Annotated in this window: 16 protein-coding genes and 1 pseudogene; 6 read left to right on the plus strand and 11 right to left on the minus strand. The window is 32.5% G+C overall.

Annotation, left to right across the window (positions count from 1 at the left end; all coding sequences use genetic code 11):
• Nucleotides 1–669 precede the first annotated feature (669 nt).
• Both EAG11_RS03305 and EAG11_RS03310 read left to right on the plus strand, forming a co-directional pair.
• A complete protein-coding gene (locus tag EAG11_RS03305; protein WP_129537893.1) occupies nt 670–1452 on the plus strand; it encodes a HipA family kinase in 783 nt (260 codons plus the stop codon).
• Nucleotides 1442–1825: a DUF3037 domain-containing protein gene (locus EAG11_RS03310; RefSeq protein ID WP_129537894.1), complete on the plus strand. Its 384-nt coding sequence runs from the start codon at nt 1442–1444 to the stop codon at nt 1823–1825. Before EAG11_RS03305 ends, EAG11_RS03310 begins: the two co-directional genes overlap by 11 nt.
• A 248-nt stretch (nt 1826–2073) precedes the next feature.
• On the opposite strand, the gene EAG11_RS03315 is transcribed toward EAG11_RS03310, so the two are convergent.
• A complete protein-coding gene (locus EAG11_RS03315; RefSeq protein WP_129537895.1) occupies nt 2074–3183 on the minus strand; it encodes a polysaccharide lyase family 1 protein in 1110 nt (369 codons plus the stop codon).
• A 164-nt stretch (nt 3184–3347) separates the two neighbouring features.
• Here EAG11_RS03315 and EAG11_RS03320 point away from each other — a divergent pair, with 164 nt between their 5' ends.
• Nucleotides 3348–3932, plus strand: a complete 585-nt coding sequence (locus EAG11_RS03320; protein WP_242499252.1) for a Crp/Fnr family transcriptional regulator — start codon at nt 3348–3350, stop codon at nt 3930–3932.
• A gap of 144 nt (nt 3933–4076) precedes the next feature.
• Here the strand turns inward: EAG11_RS03320 and EAG11_RS03325 are convergent, their stop codons facing one another.
• The 4 genes from EAG11_RS03325 to EAG11_RS03340 all read right to left on the minus strand — a co-directional run bounded on the left by EAG11_RS03325 (nt 4077) and on the right by EAG11_RS03340 (nt 7353).
• On the minus strand, nt 4077–4625 hold the full coding sequence (locus EAG11_RS03325; RefSeq protein WP_129537896.1) for a HutD family protein: 549 nt from the start codon (nt 4623–4625) through the stop codon (nt 4077–4079).
• A gap of 153 nt (nt 4626–4778) precedes the next feature.
• Nucleotides 4779–5285 (minus strand): GNAT family N-acetyltransferase, encoded by a 507-nt coding sequence (locus EAG11_RS03330; RefSeq protein WP_129537897.1) that lies wholly within the window; start codon nt 5283–5285, stop codon nt 4779–4781.
• Nucleotides 5286–5641: 356 nt separating this feature from the next.
• Complete coding sequence (locus EAG11_RS03335; protein WP_129537898.1) at nt 5642–6241, minus strand: hypothetical protein; 600 nt, start codon at nt 6239–6241, stop codon at nt 5642–5644.
• A gap of 59 nt (nt 6242–6300) precedes the next feature.
• A complete protein-coding gene (locus tag EAG11_RS03340) occupies nt 6301–7353 on the minus strand; it encodes a serine hydrolase (protein WP_129537899.1) in 1053 nt (350 codons plus the stop codon).
• A 231-nt stretch (nt 7354–7584) separates the two neighbouring features.
• Here EAG11_RS03340 and EAG11_RS03345 point away from each other — a divergent pair, with 231 nt between their 5' ends.
• Nucleotides 7585–7977: a helix-turn-helix domain-containing protein gene (locus EAG11_RS03345; RefSeq protein ID WP_129537900.1), complete on the plus strand. Its 393-nt coding sequence runs from the start codon at nt 7585–7587 to the stop codon at nt 7975–7977.
• A gap of 156 nt (nt 7978–8133) precedes the next feature.
• Here the strand turns inward: EAG11_RS03345 and EAG11_RS03350 are convergent, their stop codons facing one another.
• The 6 genes and pseudogenes from EAG11_RS03350 to thrA all read right to left on the minus strand — a co-directional run bounded on the left by EAG11_RS03350 (nt 8134) and on the right by thrA (nt 15371).
• Complete coding sequence (locus tag EAG11_RS03350) at nt 8134–8505, minus strand: hypothetical protein (protein ID WP_129537901.1); 372 nt, start codon at nt 8503–8505, stop codon at nt 8134–8136.
• Nucleotides 8506–8626: 121 nt separating this feature from the next.
• Nucleotides 8627–9025 carry a hypothetical protein gene (locus EAG11_RS03355; protein WP_129537902.1) on the minus strand — a complete coding sequence of 133 codons (399 nt, stop codon included), beginning with the start codon at nt 9023–9025 and terminating at the stop codon, nt 8627–8629.
• Nucleotides 9026–9246: 221 nt separating this feature from the next.
• Complete coding sequence (locus tag EAG11_RS03360) at nt 9247–10074, minus strand: restriction endonuclease (protein WP_129537903.1); 828 nt, start codon at nt 10072–10074, stop codon at nt 9247–9249.
• 381 nt (nt 10075–10455) lie between these two features.
• Nucleotides 10456–11744, minus strand: a pseudogene (gene thrC, locus EAG11_RS03365) (threonine synthase).
• 98 nt (nt 11745–11842) lie between these two features.
• Nucleotides 11843–12778, minus strand: coding sequence for a homoserine kinase (locus tag EAG11_RS03370; RefSeq protein WP_129537904.1), 936 nt, complete (start codon nt 12776–12778; stop codon nt 11843–11845).
• A gap of 145 nt (nt 12779–12923) precedes the next feature.
• Nucleotides 12924–15371, minus strand: coding sequence for a bifunctional aspartate kinase/homoserine dehydrogenase I (thrA, locus tag EAG11_RS03375; RefSeq protein WP_129537905.1), 2448 nt, complete (start codon nt 15369–15371; stop codon nt 12924–12926).
• A gap of 684 nt (nt 15372–16055) precedes the next feature.
• Between thrA and hutH the strand changes: the two genes are divergently transcribed.
• Entirely contained in the window at nt 16056–17570 is a 1515-nt protein-coding gene (gene hutH, locus EAG11_RS03380; RefSeq protein ID WP_129537906.1) for a histidine ammonia-lyase, read from the plus strand.
• A gap of 48 nt (nt 17571–17618) precedes the next feature.
• Nucleotides 17619–18263, plus strand: a complete 645-nt coding sequence (locus EAG11_RS03385) for a DUF47 domain-containing protein (protein ID WP_129537907.1) — start codon at nt 17619–17621, stop codon at nt 18261–18263.
• Nucleotides 18264–18272: the final 9 nt, after the last annotated feature.

Consider the following 18272-nt stretch of genomic DNA (forward strand, 5'->3'; position numbering starts at 1 on the left):
GCAAAATCTGCGTGAACCAAAATTAACGTACTGATGAAATAAGATTTAAAGATGTTTTTTTAGATTACTCAGATTGTCCTCCTGAGCGGAGTCGAAGGACCATAATAAATTCCACAAACAAAATCCTAAAACCAATACAGAGAAAAAATCTGCTGAATCTGCAAAATCTGCGTGAACCAAATTAAGCGCAACGCTGAATCATATTGTAAAAGGCGCATTGAGATGAGTCTTTACCGACATGGTTTAATAATGAATGCGTCTAGATTTTTAAAAACATAGCAAACAACTTCTTTAAGTCTTTCTTCTATATTCTATACTTTTTTTTCTATAATAATCTATGAATTCCACAAACAAAATCCTAAAACCAATGTAGAGAAAAAAATCTGCTGAATCTGCAAAATCTGCGTGAAATAAATTAAGCGCAACGCTGAATCATATTGTAAAAGGCGCATTGCGATGAGTCTTTACCGACATGGTTTAATAATGGATGCGTCTAGATTTTTAAAAACATAGCAAACAACTTCTTTAAGTCTTTCTTCTATATTCTATTCTCTTTACTCTATGTTCTATACTCTTTTCTCTATATAATCTAAGAATTCTAAAAATCTAACTAATCACAGAAGACTAACAAATCTAAATTAGTAAGTTTGTATTCTAGTAAAGCAGACTATGAAAAACAAACTCGATCTAAGAACGGTAAACGTAACGCGATATATAAGTCCGTTACGCGAAGGCGGTTCGTTACCCGCTTTGGCCGAAGCAGATGATGATTTTAAATATGTCCTAAAATTTAAAGGAGCCGGACATGGTGTAAAAGCACTAATTGCCGAATTGGTAGGTGGGGCAATTGCTAATGTATTAAAACTTCAGATTCCTGAATTGGTATTTGCCAATCTCGACGAAGCTTTTGGCAGAACCGAAGGCGATGAGGAAATTCAGGATTTGCTACAAGGAAGCCAAGGACTTAATTTGGCTTTGCATTTTTTATCAGGAGCAATTACTTTTGATCCAGTTGTAACTGTGGTTGAGCCTAAATTAGCTTCGCAGATCGTTTGGTTAGATGCTTTTATTACCAATGTAGATCGTACATTCAGAAATACAAATATGCTAATATGGCATAAAGAACTATGGTTAATAGATCACGGTGCTTGTTTGTATTTTCATCATTCATGGAACAATTGGGAACAACATGCTAAAAGTCCATTTGCATTAATAAAAGATCATGTATTGTTGCCACAGGCATCACTTTTAAAAGAAGTTGATTCAGAATATAAAGCAGTTTTAACTCCCGAATTATTACAGGAAATCGTAGCCCTTATTCCTGACGAATGGCTTCATTGGGAAGATACCGATGAAACACCCGAAGGATTGCGAAATGTATATTTACAATTCTTGCAAACACGATTAGACCATTCTGAAATTTTTGTAAAACAAGCCGAAAATGCAAGATAGTCACTTATATGAATATGCCGTAATTCGTGTTGTACCAAGAGTAGAGCGCGAAGAATTCCTAAATATAGGTGTTATATTATTTTGTAAAAGAGCCAAATTTATAAAAGTATTATACCATATAAACGATGCTAGAATCCAAGCTCTTTCAGCTGATTTTGATGTCGAACAATTGCATTGTAATTTAACCTCATTAGAAAAAATAGCCAATGGAGCCAAAGATGGCGGGCCCATTGGACAAATGGAAATTCCTGAGCGATTTAGATGGCTAACAGCTATACGTAGTTCGGCAATTCAAACCTCAAGACCACATCCGGGTTTATGTCAGGATTTGGATAAAACAATTCAGAGATTGTTTGAGGAATTGGTTCTATAAATTTAAGGGACAAAGGTTCAAAGGTGCAGAGTTCCGATAGCTATCGGAACAAAGGTTCAAAGGTTTTCTGTAGAGACGCACCGCAGTGTGTCTAACATTCCTGAAAAAATCTCGCAAAGTCGCTGAGACACAAAGAAAATTAAAACTTTGCGTCTTCGCATCTTTGCGAGACTATTTTGCTACAGTGTTAAAAGAAATAATAACCTTCGCGTAAACCTTTACGGTAAAATGGTAGTGAAAAAAAGTAATTAAAACGATCCGCAAGTATTACCAGTAAATGTAGCTCCAGCTCCAGCAGTAACATCAGCTTTAACCGCTGATGCAGCAAGAGTCACAATAGCATACGGAGGAGTAAAAGCGGTATTGCTTCCGGCAGTATTTCCAGTTGTGCTAGTAAACACATTTCCAATAGCAGTTACAGCAGTATAACCAGTCATTAAATCAATAGGAGTTTTTACACCCTCGAAAACATTGTTTTCTACACGGATATTAGCTTCAAAACCAGCAGCAATACATTTGTTGCTAACAGTACTATTAAAATAGCTATTTATAATATGTACTTGACCAAAACGTACTCTTGGCATTCTTTCTTTACAGCCAGGAGCCCACCAGCAACGAGCAAAAGTAATTTTTAAATTTCCACGATCAGCCGTAGCACTATCGCTAGAACCAATTAGGTTAGAAAATCTGTGATCATCAGTTCCACCAGAGCCACCTGCTTTAGGAGGTTTTAAGTAGGCAAATTTTGTATAAGAAACAGTAATGTAATTTGACTTGTTTTTGATATCAAGATTACCATCTACACCATCTCTAAACTCACAATGATCAACCCATACATTTCGACAGTCGTCTATAATAGCATTATCCCAACCATCAGTGTCATAAGCACCAGGACCTTCAAAAATTAAATTTCGGATGATAATATTGGTACATCTTTTAATATTGATGATACCAGAGTTTGCTTTAGTTTGATCCGTAGAAACCAATTTTGCACCGCTAGCACCATAAATTGTTTTGCCAGATTGGTCCTGAAAAGATAATCTTGTCGTAATAGTAATAGTACCAGTAACTTTTACCACTTTTACAGCACTATTTTCGATAGCAGCTTTTAATTGAGCGTAGGTGGTAACAACCGTTTCGGCAGCATTGCCACCACCAGTAGTTCCTCCGTTCTGAGATGCCCATCCCGGAACCTCGGCACAATTGCCAACTTTGGCAGTAAGATTTTGACTTGTTGATAAAACAGTACTTGCGTTGCTATCACTATTTTGCGTAGCAGTAATTTCTTCGCTATTGCAACTTGCAAAGCCTAAAATCAGAGTTAGTAATAACGCTGATAAAGTTGATTTAATCTTCATAATAGATATTTTGGGGTTAATTAATACACCAAAAGTCTTTATAAAATATTTTAAAAAAATTGAACTAGTTCTATCTTTTTTATTAATTTAGTAATCGATTACATTTATTTTTTATTATCTATAAATATAGTGTAAATTAAATAGTTATAATGTTTTTGTTAAAAATGAAAAATAACCATATGTATAAACTATTAAGGGATAATATTGAGCACAAAATTGCCCTTACAGATACGGAATGGAATATAATTATTGAAAAAACAGAATTCGTTAAATTAAAGAAAAATGAGTTTCTACAGATTCAAAATTCTAATAGTGTTTACGAAGGATTCATTTTGAAGGGAGCATTTAAAATATATATCTTAAACGAAAGTGGAAGTGAGACAGTTCTCTTTTTTGCTTTCGAAAATGATTGGATGTGTGATATTGAAAGTTTCTATCATCAGAAACCTACCAAATACAATATTAAAGCGATAGAAGATAGTGAGATATTGGTTATCAATAAATCAAATAAAACATTATTGTTTAAAGAAATACCAAAACTAATTCAATTTCATATTGCAATGATAGAAAGAGCCAATGTACTCATACAAGAAAGGCTTTTAGACGTTTTAAATAAAACATCGAAACAAAGGTATCTCGAATTTATAAAAATTCATCCTGATAAAACACAGAAAATAAATAACAAAAATCTATCCTCATACCTTGGAGTTTCTCATGAATTCTTATCGAAGATCAAAAGGAATGTTTAGATTTTTGAGTGGTTCAAAGGTTCAAAGGCGCAGAGTTCCGATAGCTATCGGAACAAAGGTTCAAAGGTTTTTTCTTTACATCTTAGCGAGATAATACTTTAGCGAACTTAGCGTATCCCGATAGCTATCGGGGGGACTTCGCGGTTAAAAATCCAATATCCCAAAGAGGCATTCATTAGAAAAATGAAGTAGTATATCTTCCCTTTTTTCATTTTCTATGACTAACAAATCATAAGGATTTAGATCGTATGGCTTCTCATTAATTTTAATAACGGTTGCATGTAAAGAAAATAAAATAACTACTGGAGCATTAGAATTCTGATTACTGCTCGTTATTTTTAGTTTGTGATGGGATACTTTTTCAGAAACCATCCAATTAAAATCGATACCTTTTGTATAAGAAGTTACCTCATCATCCGAATTAAATTCCATGATTTCATACTTCTCATACAATTTTTTATCTTTGTTAACCTCAACATGCAGGCTGTTATCCAGCATTACCAAGTATCGGTGATAACCTTTAAATCTTGTAAAAATTGAGGGTTCTTGTTCTATTGTAGCACTGCTTATTCTGAATATAAAATCTCTTTCAGCATAATTTGCTGTTTTCGGATATATCATATATTCATAAGTCAATCCACCACTCCAAATAGAGACTGCACTATCTTTTTTAGGAAAAAGGCTTATATTCATTTTTATTGTTTTTGATAAGAAATCAAATGTGATTTTCTAAGGTTCAAAGAAGCAAAGCTTTTTTTAGCGAGATAACACCAATATCTTAGGGAACTTCGCGTATCTCTTTGCGGTTAATTTTTCTGGGTGTCTTACAAACTTGTGGTTAAATAATTAAATCTTTTTCTCTAAATGAATAAATTCCAAAGGTTTATCAGAAACGTTAATATGAATATCGCTTGAAGGAAAAGGTTCTCTTTCGCCAGTATCTACATAACCGTGACGATTGTACCACGCAATAAGTTCCGAACGAACTGAAACAACTGTCATACTAAGAGTTGACAATCCTAAAGTTTTGGCATGAACTTCTGCTTCTGCTAACATCTTTTTTCCGATACCGCTATTTTGTAATTCAGGAGAAACCGTTAGCATTCCTACATACAATTGATGATCTTTTTCTACTAACAAAACAGAACCAATAATTTTGTCATTCTCTGTATATTTCAGAAATGTATTTTTAGGATCTAAAAAGATTGCTGTTAATTCCTCTTCGGTTGTTCTTTTTCCTTCTAATAGATAAGCTTCGGTAGTCCAGCCTTTTTTTGAAGATTCACCGCGGTAAGCTGAATTTATTAATGTATTTAATGCTGGGATATCCTGTAATGTTGCTTCAGTAATCATAATCGATGTTATATTCTTTAAATTAGTTTTTTAGCTTTATCTAGAAGAGCAAAATTATAATATTGGTAAATGGTTTTAGTTATGATATTTGCTGTTTTTAAATTTTATGTGATTATGATTTAGATTTGAAAACAACGAATTCGGTTATTAATGATAGTTAGAGAAAATGATTAAAATTTTCTCTTATTGTATTCAGAGACTAACCACTTAATACTGAAAAAAGACATAATCAATAATATAATACCAATACAAAGAAACGAATCCATAGATAAATTTTTAAGATTAGGTTTTTTTATTTTTTCAGAAAGAAGCTCGCAATAAAAAAATACTTGAATAAGTGTAAAACAGAAAAAACTTTAAAATTTAGGAATATTCTTTTTTGTCTTTTCGATTAATTGATTTTCGGTTTCTATCACCTTTTCAAATGGTGATTTCTTAGGTAGATTCTTATCTTGATATTTTTCGATAATTGGGATGGTTAGAACTATTTTCAATACATTATGATAATCATTCATAGAGATTTGATTCTGATGAATGGTTTTTAATAATGCGTTTAATTCAGTTGTTTTTCCTAAATATGCATCATTACTTTTCTTAATTAAATGAAGAATCTTATTTCTTGTAATACTGTCTTTGATATTGCTTGCTTGGTTTTTTGCAGAAATATAATAGTCACTTGACTTATTGTCATATCTGTAAAATTTATTCAAAGTATCATTTGGATTGAATGCTTCTAATTCAGTTTCTAAACTTTTCAATTCGGGAGAATTATTTACAAGTTCTTGATACAATTCTTCTGTTAAGTTGCTACTGCTTCGGCTATATCTTTTCAAATTGACACTTCCGCTTTCTTGTAATGCTTCTGGAGTTCCATTATTTGAATTTTCATTATTTGTTTCTTTTTCTCCACAAGAAGTTAAAAGTATTAGTGAAAAAAGGACGATTTTTTTTAGCATTGTAGTTTTTGGTTTAGTTTTATTTCTTTTTCTTATTCAAATTTAATCTCCAAAGCATATTATTTTAGCAATGTGCTTTTCAACACAATCTCTCTAATTTTGGCTTCAAAATAATAAGTAATATCAAAATTTTCAAATGTTTGGTTTTCCAGAACAATGATGCTAGTTTTAGTTTCAGGATAATATAAGTTAACCGATGTAAATCCTTGATCGGGTACAATTCCGGTATGGCCAAATTCTTTAATTTTAGTTTTATCGTTTACACGAATACCATATCCATATCCAATTGCTGTATCGCCAAAAACAGGGTGTTGGTTGGTAATAGTATAAGTGGTCATTCGACTATAGGTAGCTTCATTCAAAAGTTTACCATTATGAAGTAAATCATTCCAAAGTGCCAAATCTGTAACAGTACTTACAAGTCCTGAGGCAGGAATTCTTTCTTTTGGAATAACAATGCCATGTATTTCTTTGGTTGTATTGTCTTTGAAATATTGTCGGCCGTTTATAATCTCTTTTTGGTTAGATGCATTTGGGAAGAAACTATCTTTCATTTTGTTTTTCTTGAACAATTCGTTTACGACAGTTTCATAGGTTTTATTAGTTACTCTTTCTATAATTTGACCTAGTAAAATATAATTCAAATCGGTATATTTAAATTGAGTTCCGACAGGAAAAGCTGTTGATTTCTCAAAATCGACAATACCCGAAGTATGATTTAGTAAATTCTCTACAGTTACGGTGCTTGCCCAAGGCTGTTTTAAGTTTGGCAGATATTTTTTTATAGGAGTATTTAAAATGATTTTACCCTTTTCGACTTCCTGAAGAATCAAAACAGCAGTTATTTGCTTGCTATTGGATAGAATAACAAAATGATCACTTAATTTAAGAGGAGTTTTTTTTGCATAATCAGAATAACCGTAAGCTTTTGAATACTTAGTTTTTCCATTCTGAGTTATTAGCACATTACCATTAAATGGACGAACAGAAGTAGTTTGAATCAAACTATCAATCCGAGTGCTGTAATTGTCTTTGGCTTGAGCCAAAATTGTTTGATTTGATACAAAAAATACAAGTAGGGCAATAGGGAGAAAACGTAGCTTGTTCTTCATTTTTTAAGAAAATTACTTTTGTGTTTTATGGTAAGAGATAAAATGTAAAAGTAATAGAATCTTTGTTAATCTGTTTTCGGTAAATAATAAATATTTAGTCTAATCTTTTGTATTTTTGGCTAAAGCCGAATTTGTCAATTTATCTCGATTATGGAAAGAGTATCTTACAGAAATAGGCTTGTTTTTTACGGAAATCTATTTTCGTTTAAGAATTTTAAATATCTTTGAATTATGAATACAGCAATAAAACCAAAACATATCGGCAGAAATATAAGCCGTATCAGAGAGCTTAAAGATATGAAACAGGAAGCACTGGCACAGGCTATAGGAACAAATCAGCAGGCAATTTCGGCTATTGAAAACAGCGAAACTGTTGACGAACAAAAACTAATTGAGATAGCAAAAGCTCTGGGAGTTTCTGTTGAAGCGATTAAAAACTTTTCGGAAGAAGCGGTTTTAAATATTATTGGTAATACTTATCACGATAATGGTATTGTAAATGCCGGTCTTAATTATAATTGCAGTTTTAATCCTCTTGATAAAGTTGTTGAGCTTTACGAACGTTTGGTGCAAGCTGAAAAAGATAAAGTTGAGTATTTAGAGAAATTACTAAACGGGAAATAACGTTTAAATATATATTTATTCTAAAAAGAGATCTTAATAAGATCTCTTTTTTATTTATTTCAATTGCTAGCGCGAGCGTCCCGCTCGTGCCCGTTCCAATTGGTTTTTGAATTTCTTTGCGTTCACGAGCGTCCCGCTCGCGCTAGCGGGGGAATGTTAAATTTTATTTCCATTTTCATCGTATCCAGAAGGATAAACGCCATACCGGCTTTTGAATTCTTCTACCGTGGCAGGTTCTCCCATGTTGCCATGAAAATCATGAGGACTTAAATTTTCGTACCATATTCTCCATTTTTCGTCCTCTTGTTCCCTTTCTTCTTTTGTCATAGCGTTTAATCGTTCCTGTTCTTTTCGATCGATTAATTCTCCTAGTTTCATATGTACTTGAAATAATTGTGAATCGGTCAATTTCTTGTAACACTCACGCCATTCTGTGGATGTTGGTGTTTCACCCAGCATTTCGGCTAAAACTTCTAATTGTTCATCACTTAAACTCTCTGTTAATTCTTCTGGTTTAATTCGTTTCATAGAATTTTAATTTTATTCAAATACTAACGGAAGTCTCTTGCTCGTAGCAACTTAGCGTTCACGGGCGAGACGCTCGCGCTAGCGGGGGAAGTATTTTAAAAATAATATATTTCAAGACTACCTACTTCGATAAAATTATTTCTTTTTTTGGTTGTTCTTGCTGATTTATTGATTTTTCTATTTGATTATTTACCAAAGTTGTTAAAACAGAAATAATAGAAGTGATGATGATAATTAGCCACCAAAATCTAGCAGGAAATTGTTCAAGCTTTAGTTTTTTAAGAGTTAGTTGTTTTATATCGGAATCTAAATCTTTTTCTGTTCTGATATTAAAAAGGTATTTTTCAATACCACCATCACTAAATACTAAAATTCCACTTTCTGTTAATTCATATTTTTTTCCAGAAAGTGATAATTTAATTAAATTCAAAGATTTGCAAATTCGGATTGATGTATTCTGTAATTCTGTATTTTGCTTATTGTCAGAACACGAATTGCCTTTAAGTAATTCGCTCAGCATAAAATCAATTTCTATTTTTATTTCTTCTGTTAATCCTATTTTTCATTTTCTTCAGTGTTTCGGTTTCTGTAAACTAAGGTATAACGTTCTAGGGCTACACGAGGTTTGGGATTAAAGATGCGAGTTTTTTCCATTATGCACAAATTTTCCAAGTACAAAACCATCTTTAAATCAAGTGAAATGTCTAAATCTCGTATAACTGCTGTTACCTGCTTTAATTGTTATGCTTTAAGTAATTCTGGTAATCTGTTTTTTAATTCTTCAGGGCTTATAACTTTTATTGGTTTTATTTTGATCTTACTTTCTCTGTTAAATTTTACTATTTCGCTAGCTACTAAACCAGTAAGTTGAGTATTATAAATCAGCCAAACGATACCTTCTTTGTCTTTTATTGAGTTTATTATACGATGAATCGTATTTAATCCGACTTTACTTCGATTCAAATATTTTATTTCAACGTAATATTTTTTATTATTTGCCTCAAAAATAACATCAACTCCATAACTATTTTCGGTTTGAATAAGATTATTTATAGATTTATCTTTAGACAAAATTTCGATTATCCCTTTTTCAAATTCATATCCACTTCCATTATAATTGTATTCTATTGTAATATCCTGAATACTGTTATCAATTTCATCTTGTTTATCTTTTTCAGATTTAAATTTTAAGAATGAGCCAGCAATTCCCAGACCAGATAAAATCACGGAAATTATCATCATTAAAAGTTTTGATAAATCCAACCAGGATTTATCTTCTTCTGCTTTTTGAATTTTAGCAGTTATAGGCAAGGGGATTTTAGCTTTTTCAATTTCAGTCAATAATTCTTTTCTTTTATCTAATGGTAGAAATTTATCTTCCATAAAAGACTCTTGAGTTTGACTTAAAATATCATTAATTGAATAAGGATATTTGATGTTTAGTGTAAGCTCTTTGGCTTTGACTAAAGCTTTTATTTCACTTATTTTAAATGCTGAATCGCTATAAACCAATTCTTTTACTGATTTTTGAATTTCACTTTCAGCATTTCGAAGTTTTTCATTTTTCATTTCTTCCATCCATGATGGGGCGTAGAAAAAGCCCAAGTAAATTGTTAGAAAAATTCCAATAACACTAAAAATATTTGATATATTTCTAATTAACCAATTAAAGAATTGCATAATATGTTGTTAGTTTGTTGATTTCGTGGTATTATAGCAGGTAACTCATGTATATGCGAAACAAATTTTCGCATATACACCTAAAATTAGGATAGATAAGTGAAGCTTTATTTCGTTTTCTTGCTTTTCAAATATATGATTTTTTTATTGCCAATTTTTACGGATTTCCGTACTAGATATTTTTATATATTAATCCAAAATAATTAATGGTAGTGCAATAAAAAAAGCGAGTATTTTTTTTACTCGCTTTGATTAATTTTTATATGTTTATTACCCCAAGAAACTCTTCAACTCCTCATAGCTCTTAATCTTCACACTCACTTTTTCCTCATTAATAACACTTTCAATTTGAGCAGGAATCGGAAGTGTAATTCCTAAAGCAGGTTCAACAACATCAAGGAATTTAATAGGATGAGCCGTTTCTAAGAAAATTCCAATTGCATTGTCATGTTTTTGTAATTCTTTTTTCAAACCTAAGTAACCAACAGCGCCGTGAGGTTCAGCAATATAACCGTTAGCTTTATAAATCTGTTTCATTGCTTCGAGTGTTTCTTCATCAGTATAACTATAAGAAGAGAAGTCTTTTTCGAACGCTTTTAAATCATTTTGGTACATTTCCTGAATACGAATAAAATTACTAGGATTCCCAACATCCATAGCGTTTGAGATAGTCGCTTTAGATGGTTTTGGATCGTATTTTCCGTTTTCTAAGAATCTTGGTACAGTATCGTTTACATTAGTAGAAGCTACAAAATGTTCAATAGGTAAACCTAATTTCTTTGCCATGATTCCGGCACATATATTTCCAAAATTTCCACTAGGACAAGAAAAAATCAAGGGTTTGTTTTGACTTTTCAAGGTTTTGTAAGCAAAAAGAAATAGAACATTTGCGGTAACCAGCGTGCAATATTAATAGAATTTGCTGAGGTAAGGTTTTTATGCGCTAGAGTTTCGTCTAAAAAGGCTTTTTTTACCATATCCTGACAATCATCAAAAACACCATCGACTTCTAGTGCTTTGATATTTTGACCTAAAGTTGTCAGTTGTTTTTCCTGAATGTCACTTACTTTTCCTGATGGATATAAAATCACAACATCTACTCCGTCAACACCAAGAAAACCGCTTGCAACAGCACCACCGGTATCACCCGATGTTGCTACAAGAACCGTATTTTTACTTTCTGCTTTGTCTTTATTAAAATAAGCCAGACAGCGTGACATAAATCGCGCGCCAACATCTTTAAAAGCCATTGTAGGGCCATGGAATAATTCTAATGAATAAATTCCTTTTTCTACTTCAACAACAGGGAAATCAAAACATAACGTTTCTGCAATGATTTCTTTTAAAACGGTTTCTGGAATTTCATCCCCAACAAATTGTTTGATGGCTTCAAAAGCAATTTCTTCGTTGCTTAGATTTTCGATTGACTCAAAAAAAGAAGCGTTTAATGGCGTGATTATTTCTGGAAAATATAATCCTTTATCACTTGCTAATCCTTGTATTACAGCTTCCTGAAAAGAAACTTTTGGGGCATTATGGTTTAAACTATAGTATTTCATTGGTCTTTTATTTTGAACACGAATTTCACCGATTGTCACTAATTTTGTATGCTTAAATTATTGCACAAACCAATTTGTGTAAATTCGTGAAATTAGTGTTATATAATTCTTACTCCCTCAGGATTAATCTGTGAAATATGAATTTCGTATGGTAAATTGATGTTATCATAAACTTCGCTCATGGCTTTGGCTATTTTTACAGCAGTTTCTTTTCCTCTGCTTAAAGCAAAAATAGAAGGGCCAGAACCAGAAATTCCAGAGCCTAACGCACCATTTTCGAGAGCCGCTTGTTTGATTAAATCAAAACCCGGAATCAAGACACTTCGCAGAGGTTCTACAATTTCGTCATGAAGAGATCTTCCGATTAAATCGTAATCTTTAGTATATAATCCAGCGATTAAGCCACCTACATTTCCCCATTGCATGATGGCGCTTTTTAGAGAAACATTTTGTTTTAATACCGAACGGGCATCTGATGTTTTTAACTCAATTTGAGGATGTACAACAGTAGCGTATAATTCTTCAGGGCTGTCAATTTTTATAATATCAAGCGGATTGTAGCTTCTTACCAAAGTAAAACCACCCAAAAGGGCAGGGGCAACATTATCGGCATGAGCGTTTCCGCTGGCTAATTTCTCACCTTGCATGGCAAATTGAACCAAATCTTTTCTAGAATATGGGTTTCCTAATAACTCATTGATTCCCAAAACAGCTCCGGCAGAACTGGCAGCACTGCTTCCGATACCGCTTCCGGCTTTGATGTTCTTATAAATCTCAATTTCAAATCCTATCGTTATTGGACTAAAATCTCTTTCATATGCTTCAAGCATAGCTAAAGCAGCAACACCTGAGACATTTTTTTCTGTTTCCAAAGGCAAATCGGCACCAACAATTTTTGTGATACGAACCCCTTTCTGGACAGATTCACGAACAATCATTTCATCGCCCGCAGTTTCTAAACAAAGTCCGAGAACATCAAATCCACACGAGAGATTGGCAATTGTTGCCGGACAAAATAGTTTTATTTCTTTCATTTTCTTTTAAGGTTCAGAGAGGCAAAGGCTCAGAGGTTCAAAGGTTTTGCCAATCATTGTTTTTTATTTCTAGTTTCAGGTTTCAGGTTTCAGGTTTTATAGGGTGCGCTACAACAACTTGAAACTTGAAACTTGAAACAAAATTTTACACATTTCCAATTCGAATTACATCTGCAAAAATCCCCGAAGCAGTAACTGCAGCTCCGGCACCAGCACCTTTTATAAGCAAAGGCTGATCAACATAACGATCAGTGTAAAACAATACGATATTATCTTTTCCTTCCAGATTATAGAACGGATGATCTTTAGGTATAAATTGTAATCCAACACTAGCTTTTCCGTTTTCGAATTGCGCTACATATTTTAACCTAGAATCTTTACTTAGCGCTTCGTCATAGATAGCTTTAAAATGTGGAGCATGTTTTGTTAGAGATGCAAAAAAGTCTTCATTGTTAGTTGTAGCAAGAGATTCAGCAGGCATAAAAGATTCATTCGCAATAGCATCAATATCCATTTCGTAACCGCTTTCGCGAATTAGAATCAGGATTTTTCGAGCTACATCAATTCCGCTTAAGTCAATTTTTGGATCAGGTTCTGTGAAACCTTGTACTCCCGCTTCTTTTACAACATCATGAAAAGAGTTGTTCTCATCAAAATTATTAAAGATAAAATTTAAGCTTCCAGATAAAACAGCTTGAATTTTGTGTACTTTGTCACCAGAAGCGATTAAGTTTTTTACAGTATCTATAATTGGCAATCCAGCACCTACATTAGTTTCGAATAAAAATGGAGCGTTAAACTGACGTGATAAATTTTTCAGTTTCTTGTAATTGTCATATTCAGATGAACAAGCAATTTTATTACAAGTAACTACAGCAATACTTTGTTTCAAGAACTCTTCGTAAGTCTCAGAAACACTTGCATTTGCAGTAATGTCAACAAAAATACTGTTACGTAAATTCAAATCTTTAGCACGTGCAATAAAAGCCTCCTTGTTGGCAGTTTCTCCATTTTCAAGAGCCGATTGCCACTCTTTAAGAGAAATGCTATCTTCATCAAAAATCATTTTTCTCGAATTAGACAAGGCAATAACGCGAACATTTATTTTTAGGTTTTCTTTTAAAAACTTTCTTTGACTATGAATCTGTTCAATGAATTTTTCACCCACATTTCCAACTCCCATTACAAACAGGTTGAGTTGTTTGGTGTTTTCTTCAAAGAAGTTCTCGTGTAGAGTATTCAACGCTTTTTTTACATCACGTTCGTTAATTACAACCGAGATATTTCTTTCGGATGCACCTTGAGCAATAGCACGAATATTTACATTGTTTTTCCCTAAAGTACTAAACATTCTTCCGCTTAGACCTTGATGGTTTTTCATGTTTTCGCCAACCAAAGCAATAATGCAAAGGTTTTTCTCTACGATGCAAGGATCAACTTTATTTTGAATAATTTCTACTTCAAAAGCACCATTTATTGCTTGTTCAGCATTTTCAGCATCAGCATTTAAAATTCCAATACAAATAGAATGCTCAGATGAAGCTTGAGTTATAAAAATAACATTGATACTCTCGTTAGACAGAACTTCAAAAAGGCGCTTTGAAGAGCCAGAAACTCCAATCATTCCCGGACCTTCAAGAGTTATTAATGAAATATTATCGATATGGCTAATTCCTTTTACAATAGTATCTTTTGATGAAATTTGATTTGAAATATAAGTTCCCTCAGATTCAGGTTCAAAAGTATTCTTGATTACAATAGGAATATTTTTTCTTAGAACAGGCTGAATTGTAGGTGGATACAAAACTTTAGCACCAAAGTGTGATAACTCCATCGCTTCCTGATAAGAGATTGTTACAATTGGTTGTGCTTGTTTAACTATTTTAGGATTGGCAGTGTACATTCCGTTTACATCAGTCCATATTTCTAAAACTTTGGCATTAAGAGCTCCAGCCAAAATTGCTGCAGAATAGTCCGATCCACCACGTCCTAATGTAGTAATGATCCCATCAAGAGAGGAAGCAATAAAACCGGGCATGATAACAACTTGAGCTTTGTTTTCAGAAAAGTAATCGCGTATTAATTGATTTGTAACTTCAAAATTTACAGCAGCTTTTCCAAAGTGGTTGTTGGTTTTAATAAGTTCACGGCTGTCTTTATAACCGCTATTTTTATTCGTTTGTTTTAAAGCCTCGGCAATAATATAAGACGAAAGCAATTCACCAAAACTAAGGATAGTATCGGCAGTTCTATTAGATAGCTCACCTAATAAGAAACAGCCATCAAGTAATGTTTCAAGGTGGTTTATAATTCTTTTTACGTGGCTTAATAAGCTACTTTGTTCGCTAACAGGAATCAGCGCTTTTAAAGTGTCTAAATGTTTTTTTTCAATTTCGGCAACTATATCTTTATAACTTTCGTCATTAGAAGCAGCTTTTGCGGCGGCAGTCTGAAGTAAATCAGTTACTTTGCTTAAAGCAGAAACGACAACTATTAATTGATCTTGTTCTGATTTTTGGTTTACAATTTCTAAAACTCGTTTTATATTTTCTGCATTGGCGACTGAAGTTCCACCAAATTTTAATATTTTCATTGTGTGTGTGTTATTTTATAAATGCAAGTGTTTATACGTATTCAATGCCTTTTTTCTTTCAAGAAAAAAAGTATGGATAGCCTGGATTATATGTAAAAATGTATACCCCTAAGGGGTAGTAGTAATTGTAGAAGTTGTTGTAGCAGTAATTGCAACCCAGTTTTGAGTTGTTATCGAAGAGTGATATTTTATACTGTTATCTTTCATTTTTGATTTTCCAAATGTACAGGTTTTTATAGTGAGCAAAAAATTTAATCGGATTTTTACGAATATTTTAATAATAGGTAGGACAATATTCTAATTCTGATTATTTGGTAAAATTTAATGCTTCAAAATAGAAGATTCATATATTTACCTGAGATTAAGAATGTTATTTTTCTGAAATGGAGAGCGGATTTAAAATAATTAGACAAAAAATGTATTCAGTTTGTTGTAAAACATAATTTTTGTACAAACTTTAGATAAAACAGTAAAAAATATTGAGATTATGTTCTATGCTTTTTTTTTATAAATACTTTGGACGTTGCACTTGTAATCTGTCTAATGATTGATGAATACAGGTTTTTGTAAGATAAAAGAGATTTCTTGCTATTGATGTATCGATATAGTATTTTTAATTATTAGCAAAAAAGGTTGCTTTTTAATATTGATTTGCTGAATTTTGACATTCAAATACAAAGTAATATGAGCAATATCCATTATATCAGTACAGAGTTACTGAATTTAGAACAATTACAAGAAATTATTGTAGAGCAAAAAACATTAGAACTGTCTGAAGAGGCTAAAGTTAATGTTCAGAAATGTAGAGATTACTTAGATAAAAAAATGGCTTCGCATTCAGATCCTATTTATGGAATCAATACAGGATTTGGATCGCTTTGTAATGTAAAAATATCCAATGAGAATTTATCTAAACTACAAGAGAACCTTGTAAAATCGCACGCTTGCGGAACAGGTGATGAGGTACCACAAGAAATTGTAAAACTGATGTTGTTGCTTAAAATACAATCTTTAAGTTACGGACATTCGGCGATTCAATTGGTAACATTAGAGCGTTTAGTATCATTTTACAACAATAATGTTTTACCAGTTGTATATACACAAGGGTCACTAGGAGCATCTGGAGATTTAGCGCCATTAGCGCATTTATCATTGCCATTATTAGGTGAAGGTGAAGTATATTTTGAAGGAAAGAAAGTGCATTCAAGCGAAATCTTAAAGCATTTTAATTGGGAGCCAATTATCTTAAAATCTAAGGAAGGATTGGCATTATTAAACGGAACCCAGTTTATGAGTGCTTACGGAGCGCATATATTAATGAAAGCTTATAAGTTTTCTTATTTAGCCGATTTAATTGGAGCTATTTCTCTAGAAGGTTTTGATGGAAGAATTGAACCTTTTAACGAATTAATTCACTTTATTCGCCCTCATAAAGGACAAATTGTTACTGCACAGCGCATCAAAGAACTTTTAGAAGGAAGTGAAATTATTGAACAAGTAAAAACACATGTTCAGGATCCATATTCATTCCGTTGTATGCCACAAGTTCATGGGGCTTCAAAAGATGCAATTGATTATGTAAGCAAGGTTTTTAAAATAGAGATAAATTCAGTTACCGATAATCCTAATATATTTATAGAAAGTGATCAGATTATTTCAGGAGGTAATTTCCACGGACAGCCTTTGGCATTAGCCTTAGATTTTATGGCAATTGCTTTGGCTGAATTAGGAAGTATCTCTGAAAGAAGAACCTATCAGTTAATTTCGGGATTGCGTAATCTTCCAGCATTTTTAGTAGATAATCCAGGATTAAATTCAGGATTGATGATTCCACAATATACCGCAGCAAGTATTGCAAGTCAAAACAAGCAATTGGCAACTCCAGCAAGTGTAGATAGTATTGTTTCAAGTAATGGACAAGAAGATCACGTGAGTATGGGAGCAAATGGAGCTACAAAAGCATTGCGTGTTATGGATAATTTAGAGCGTATTTTGGCTATCGAATTACTGAATGCTTCACAGGCAATTGCTTATAGAAAACCAATGAAATCTAGCGATTTTATAGAGATGTTTTTAAGTAGCTACCGCGAGGTAGTGCCATTGGTTACTGAGGATAGAATCTTACATTATGATATCGAAAAAACAATTTCATTCTTGAATAGTTTTCAAATTGAAAACGATTTGTTAACAATGGCTTAACATAACGAAAGAATAATGAAGTAATTTTGCAGTATTAAAAACGTAAAAATGTCAATAAACAGTATTTTCCAATTTTTAGTGCCGAAAGACAAGAAATTCTTTCCACTTTTTGAAGAAGCATCAAGTAATCTAATTGAATTAGCTTCTAATTTACACGAAGCAGTAAATCTTCCTTTAAAAGAAAGAGAAGTACTTTTTCAAAAGATAGATGAATTGGAACAAAAAGGCGAGGATATTACCCGTCAGACAAATTTGGAGTTAAGCAGAAACTTCATTACTCCATTCGATAGAGAAGATATTCATACTTTGATTACTTCTATTGATAATGTAGCTGATTATTTACATGGTGCAGCAAGTAGAATGAGATTGTACCAAGTTGATAAGATTACAAAATCAATCAGAAAAATGACCGAAATCAATCTTGAGGCTTGTCAAAATATTGATAGTGCAGTAAAAGAATTGAGAAATTTAGAAAATTTTAAAGTCATTAAAGACGCATGTGCTAGAATTAACAAACTAGAGAACAAGTCGGATAATGTTTATAACAAAGCAGTTTTTGAAATTTTTGAAAACGAAACAGACGCTAAAAATATTATTAAATATAAAGAAGTGTTATCTGTTTTAGAATCTGCTACAGATAAATGTAAGAGTGTTGCAAACATACTAGAATCTATTTCTGTAAAACATTCTTAATTTCAATTC

The sequence above is a fragment of the Flavobacterium sp. 140616W15 genome (assembly GCF_003668995.1).
Classification (GTDB): Bacteria; Bacteroidota; Bacteroidia; order Flavobacteriales; family Flavobacteriaceae; genus Flavobacterium.

Bases quoted from the DNA above. Each gene is read 5' to 3' on its own strand.
- EAG11_RS03305 (WP_129537893.1), top strand. From the start codon at position 670: ATGAAAAACAAACTCGATCTAAGAACGGTAAACGTAACGCGATATATA.
- EAG11_RS03310 (WP_129537894.1), top strand. From the start codon at position 1,442: ATGCAAGATAGTCACTTATATGAATATGCCGTAATTCGTGTTGTACCA.
- EAG11_RS03315 (WP_129537895.1), bottom strand. From the start codon at position 3,183: ATGAAGATTAAATCAACTTTATCAGCGTTATTACTAACTCTGATTTTA.
- EAG11_RS03320 (WP_242499252.1), top strand. From the start codon at position 3,348: ATGAAAAATAACCATATGTATAAACTATTAAGGGATAATATTGAGCAC.
- EAG11_RS03325 (WP_129537896.1), bottom strand. From the start codon at position 4,625: ATGAATATAAGCCTTTTTCCTAAAAAAGATAGTGCAGTCTCTATTTGG.
- EAG11_RS03330 (WP_129537897.1), bottom strand. From the start codon at position 5,285: ATGATTACTGAAGCAACATTACAGGATATCCCAGCATTAAATACATTA.
- EAG11_RS03335 (WP_129537898.1), bottom strand. From the start codon at position 6,241: ATGCTAAAAAAAATCGTCCTTTTTTCACTAATACTTTTAACTTCTTGT.
- EAG11_RS03340 (WP_129537899.1), bottom strand. From the start codon at position 7,353: ATGAAGAACAAGCTACGTTTTCTCCCTATTGCCCTACTTGTATTTTTT.
- EAG11_RS03345 (WP_129537900.1), top strand. From the start codon at position 7,585: ATGAATACAGCAATAAAACCAAAACATATCGGCAGAAATATAAGCCGT.
- EAG11_RS03350 (WP_129537901.1), bottom strand. From the start codon at position 8,505: ATGAAACGAATTAAACCAGAAGAATTAACAGAGAGTTTAAGTGATGAA.
- EAG11_RS03355 (WP_129537902.1), bottom strand. From the start codon at position 9,025: ATGCTGAGCGAATTACTTAAAGGCAATTCGTGTTCTGACAATAAGCAA.
- EAG11_RS03360 (WP_129537903.1), bottom strand. From the start codon at position 10,074: ATGAAAAATGAAAAACTTCGAAATGCTGAAAGTGAAATTCAAAAATCA.
- EAG11_RS03370 (WP_129537904.1), bottom strand. From the start codon at position 12,778: ATGAAAGAAATAAAACTATTTTGTCCGGCAACAATTGCCAATCTCTCG.
- thrA (WP_129537905.1), bottom strand. From the start codon at position 15,371: ATGAAAATATTAAAATTTGGTGGAACTTCAGTCGCCAATGCAGAAAAT.
- hutH (WP_129537906.1), top strand. From the start codon at position 16,056: ATGAGCAATATCCATTATATCAGTACAGAGTTACTGAATTTAGAACAA.
- EAG11_RS03385 (WP_129537907.1), top strand. From the start codon at position 17,619: ATGTCAATAAACAGTATTTTCCAATTTTTAGTGCCGAAAGACAAGAAA.